This is a genomic window from Haloechinothrix alba, assembly GCF_900188115.1.
Taxonomy (GTDB): Bacteria; Actinomycetota; Actinomycetes; order Mycobacteriales; family Pseudonocardiaceae; genus Haloechinothrix; species Haloechinothrix alba.
The window spans coordinates 1-3846 of the sequence record NZ_FZNW01000054.1; the positions used below are offsets into that span (position 1 = coordinate 1).

The following is a 3846-nucleotide window of genomic DNA, read 5'->3' on the forward strand; positions in this document are numbered from 1 at the left end:
ACCGCCTCCAGCGTGGCCGCCCTGCGCGAATTCGGCCTCGTACTCGCCGGAGCCGTAGCACTCGCCTTCACCGCCGCCCACATCACCGTGCGGCTCACATCCAGCCAAGCGGCAACACCTGGACTCCTGCCACGCCCCCAACTCAGACCACGCCAGCGTACACAGGATTCCACGATATAAGAGTGGCAGACCGGACCTACCGCTCAGAGTCGCAGCGGTAACGCCCAGAGCCTCACGAGCGCTACCAATCTCGCTGGTGACGGGGACAGACCACCAGCACGGCCCGTCACCGAAGTACATGGTCTACACGACGCCACGTCCGCCAGGCCGGGGCAGCCGACATGCCCATGCCTCGTACCTACAGCATGTCACGGTTCAACTGCCGACGCGCAGCGCTGACCCGTAACAACACTGTCGATCGAGCCCGAACCCGCTTGCGAACCGTGGAACTCAGGACCGCAAGAGCCACTCTGCCGTGTCGATGTAAGCCTTCACCACATCCCGCCCTAATGGACAAGGCCTATTTTTTAGTATAGATTATATTCAACCACGCAGCGAGCTTGTGCCGAGTTTCCAGCAGTGCCAGTGCGGACGTTGAGCGAAAGGACTCGCGATGACGAGCGCTACGAGAAGACGCTGCGTGGTGACAGGCGCAGCGTCCGGCATCGGACACGCAGTAGCCGAGCACCTCATCCAAGCCGGCGCGACGGCGGCCCTTGAATCGCCACGCCCCTACGGCCACGGTCGCGAAGCACATCTCGGCCGACCTCGCCGATCCGGCACGTATCGACGCTGCGGCCCAGGAACTTGGCACAGGCTGGGACACGTTGATCAACGTTGCCGGCCTCCCCGGCACCCAACCCGACAACCTCGTGTTCGAGGTCAACCTTCTGGGGCTCCGTCACTTGACAGAGTCAATGTTCGACGCACCCAACCCGGAGGTGCGGTCGTCAACCGCGGGCTACCGTTGGCAGGAGCGGCCGCATGAACAGTGGAATCCACCCGCCGCCAATTCCTTCGAACTCAGGCCTGCGTCCATTGGTGTGGTGTACGGCTGACCTGCGCTGACACGGCGTGTTGGCGTGATAAGGGACGGCCACCGTGCTGATCCTTCCGAGTAGATCGCGTTGGAAGGAAGGACGGTGAGCACGATGGCCGACATTGACAGTGTGGAGCTTGTGCGGCTGCTGCGCGAGAGGTTGCAGCAGGCGAGTCCGGATCTGCTGCGGGAGATACTGCAGACCTTCGCCGAGGCGCTGATGAGCGCCGAAGCTGACGCCGTGTGCGGTGCCGAGTACCGCACCAGCAGCGACGAGCGGGTCAATCGCCGTAACGGCTACCGCACGCGTCGGTGGGATACGCGGGCGGGCTCGATCGAGCTGGCGATTCCGAAGCTGCGAGAGAGCTCGTACTTTCCGGACTGGCTGCTGGAACGCCGGCGGCGCTCGGAGCAGGCGTTGGTCAGTGTGGTGGCCACCAGCTACCTGCTGGGGGTATCCACCCGCCGGGTGGAGCAGCTGGCCGAACAGCTAGGCATCACCGGCTTGTCAAAGTCGCAGGTCTCGGAACTGGCCAAGAGCTTGGATGAGCAGGTTGAACAGTTCCGCACCCGCCCGTTGGACGCCGGTCCGTATCGGTTCTGCTGGGCCGATGCGCTCACCATCAAGGTGCGTGAGGGTGGGCGCGTGGTGACCGTGCACGGTCTGCTGGCCGTCGGGGTCAACGCCGACGGGCACCGCGAGATCCTCGGCTTCGATGTGACCAGCAGCGAGGACGGGGCCGGCTGGCTGGCCTTCTTCCGCAGCCTCGTCGCTCGCGGCCTGTCCGGAGTCGTGCAGGTCACCTCGGATGCCCACCCCGGGCTGGTCGAGGCGATCCGCTCCACCCTGCCGGGGGCAGCCTGGCAGCGCTGCCGTACCCACTATCTGCGAGATCTGCTGGTCAAGGTGCCCAAGGCCTCGCAGCCCTGGGTGGCCACCCTGGTGCGCACCATCTTCGACCAGCCCGACGCCGACCAAGTCCACGCCCAATGCGACCGCGTGATCGCTGCCCTGGAGGACAAGCTGCCCGCCGCGGCCGAGCACCTCGCCCGCGCCCGTGAGGACCTGCTGGCCTTCACCGCGCTGCCCCGCAGCGTGTGGCGCCAGGTCTGGTCCTCCAACCCCCAGGAGCGGCTCAATCGTGAGCTGCGCCGCCGCAGCGACGTGGTCGGCATCTTCCCCGACCGGGAGGCCATCACCCGCCTACTCGGAGCGGTACTGATGGAGCAAAACGACGAATGGACCGAGACCCGCCGCTACATCAGCCTCGACACACTCACCAAAATAGACACACCCACAGCCACAGACACCGAGGAGGTGAAGACAATCGAACCCCTCAGCGCCTAAACTAGAAACGGATCACACGGTGCCACCCCATACACCACCAGCACGGACGTGGCCCGACTCAGGGCTAGCATGGTTCCGAGACAACACTATCGAAAGATCTCTCGACGCCGCGACGCAGCCTACCGGGAATACACCGGGCATGCCGGTTTCGATGCGTCACCGTCGCACGCTATTACCGGCTGATGGTCCAACCGGCTCGGCGGTGCGGGCATCTGTACAGCAACTGACAACAGCAAGTTAGGAAGCGCCACAATGGTCATTGTCGTGCTGCTAATTGCCGCCGCAGCATGCATGGCAGCGGCCTGGACAACCAACAGCTTGCTACTCGCCTATATTGCGCTCGGCCTAGCGGTGCTGTGTTTGCTCCTGCTGGCCGGCGTCGCATGGAAGCGCCGCCAAGCTGCTGGAACAGCCGCCGCCGATTCGTCGATAGCGAAGTCAGACGAGGCCACGGTATCGAGCCAGGACTGCGATGTGCCGTCGGTGTCCGCAGCCGCAGCGGAGCCCGAAGCTCCGGAACCGGCGCCGGCCATCGTCGCGGGTGAGAGCCATGAACGAGCCTCAGCTGCGATGGCGCCTGTGGACGAGGCGACCACAGCGCCAGATTCTGAAAGCGCCGTACAACAAGGCTCGCTCGACGCAGTGGACACTGACGTATGCATCGTTCCTGGCCGGAAGCGCTTCCATCAGCCCGATTGCCAACTGCTCGCCGGTCACGAGCAACAGACTTTGACCCTCGCTGAAGCGCTCGAAGAAGGATTTACCCCGTGCAGCGTCTGCCGCTCGGCTTCGACCGGCTCCATCCATTAGCTGTGATGTCCGGTCACGTTGGTTGAGGTGTTGTGACGACACCGTCTGAGGTCGTGGATGGGTGAAGGCCTCCCGGTGTGGAGTGGAGCTGTTGAGTAACCGCTTCACACCAAGGAGGCCTTCGTGTCCCACGCTACCCATGCCAATGCTGCCCTGACCCCGCGTGCCGGTGTGCAGTTGGCGCGTCTGATTGTCGATGACGGCCGGCCGATCGGGCGCACCGCGGAGAGCTGATCGCGATCTGGATCGAGAGCACCGGGTCTTGCGGTGCGACGTTGACACGGGCTCTCACCACGGCCGACGAGCAGATCATCGAGGTCCATCGGCCCAGCAGGCCGGCACGCCGCATGGATGGCACGGTCGATCGCTTCGACGCCGAACAGATCGCTCGCGCCGTGCTCGGAAAGACCGCAACGGCAACACCGAAAGCCAAGTCCGGCACCGTCGCGCTCATCCGCATCTTGCGCGTCACCCCAGCCAGCGCCGCCACAGCACGCACGCAGGACTTCAACGTCTTCTGGGCAGTCATCATCGGGGCGCCATTCCCGCTGCGCCCCGAGTTTTGCCAGATTAGTGCGTAGGCTGGCTGGCCGTGTTGATGGCGTCGAGCGCGTGTTGGAGGTCGTCGGGTAGCGGGTCGGCGGCTGTG

4 protein-coding genes are annotated in these 3846 nt (G+C 64.6%); all 4 read left to right on the plus strand.

What is annotated here, in order from left to right; all coding sequences use genetic code 11:
• The first annotated feature begins 716 nt into the window (after positions 1-716).
• The 4 genes from CHB84_RS21930 (at position 717) to CHB84_RS21940 (ending at position 3778) form a co-directional block, all read left to right on the plus strand.
• A complete protein-coding gene (locus tag CHB84_RS21930; protein WP_089303542.1) occupies positions 717-1058 on the plus strand; it encodes a Rossmann-fold NAD(P)-binding domain-containing protein in 342 nt (113 codons plus the stop codon).
• 93 nt (positions 1059-1151) lie between these two features.
• Positions 1152-2387 (plus strand): IS256 family transposase, encoded by a 1236-nt coding sequence (locus CHB84_RS21935; protein ID WP_089303544.1) that lies wholly within the window; start codon positions 1152-1154, stop codon positions 2385-2387.
• 252 nt (positions 2388-2639) lie between these two features.
• The gene (locus tag CHB84_RS22605) at positions 2640-3197 is read left to right on the plus strand and encodes a hypothetical protein (RefSeq protein ID WP_141134783.1); all 558 of its coding nucleotides are present in this window, start codon (positions 2640-2642) and stop codon (positions 3195-3197) included.
• A 275-nt stretch (positions 3198-3472) separates the two neighbouring features.
• The gene (locus CHB84_RS21940) at positions 3473-3778 is read left to right on the plus strand and encodes a hypothetical protein (protein ID WP_089303543.1); all 306 of its coding nucleotides are present in this window, start codon (positions 3473-3475) and stop codon (positions 3776-3778) included.
• Positions 3779-3846: the final 68 nt, after the last annotated feature.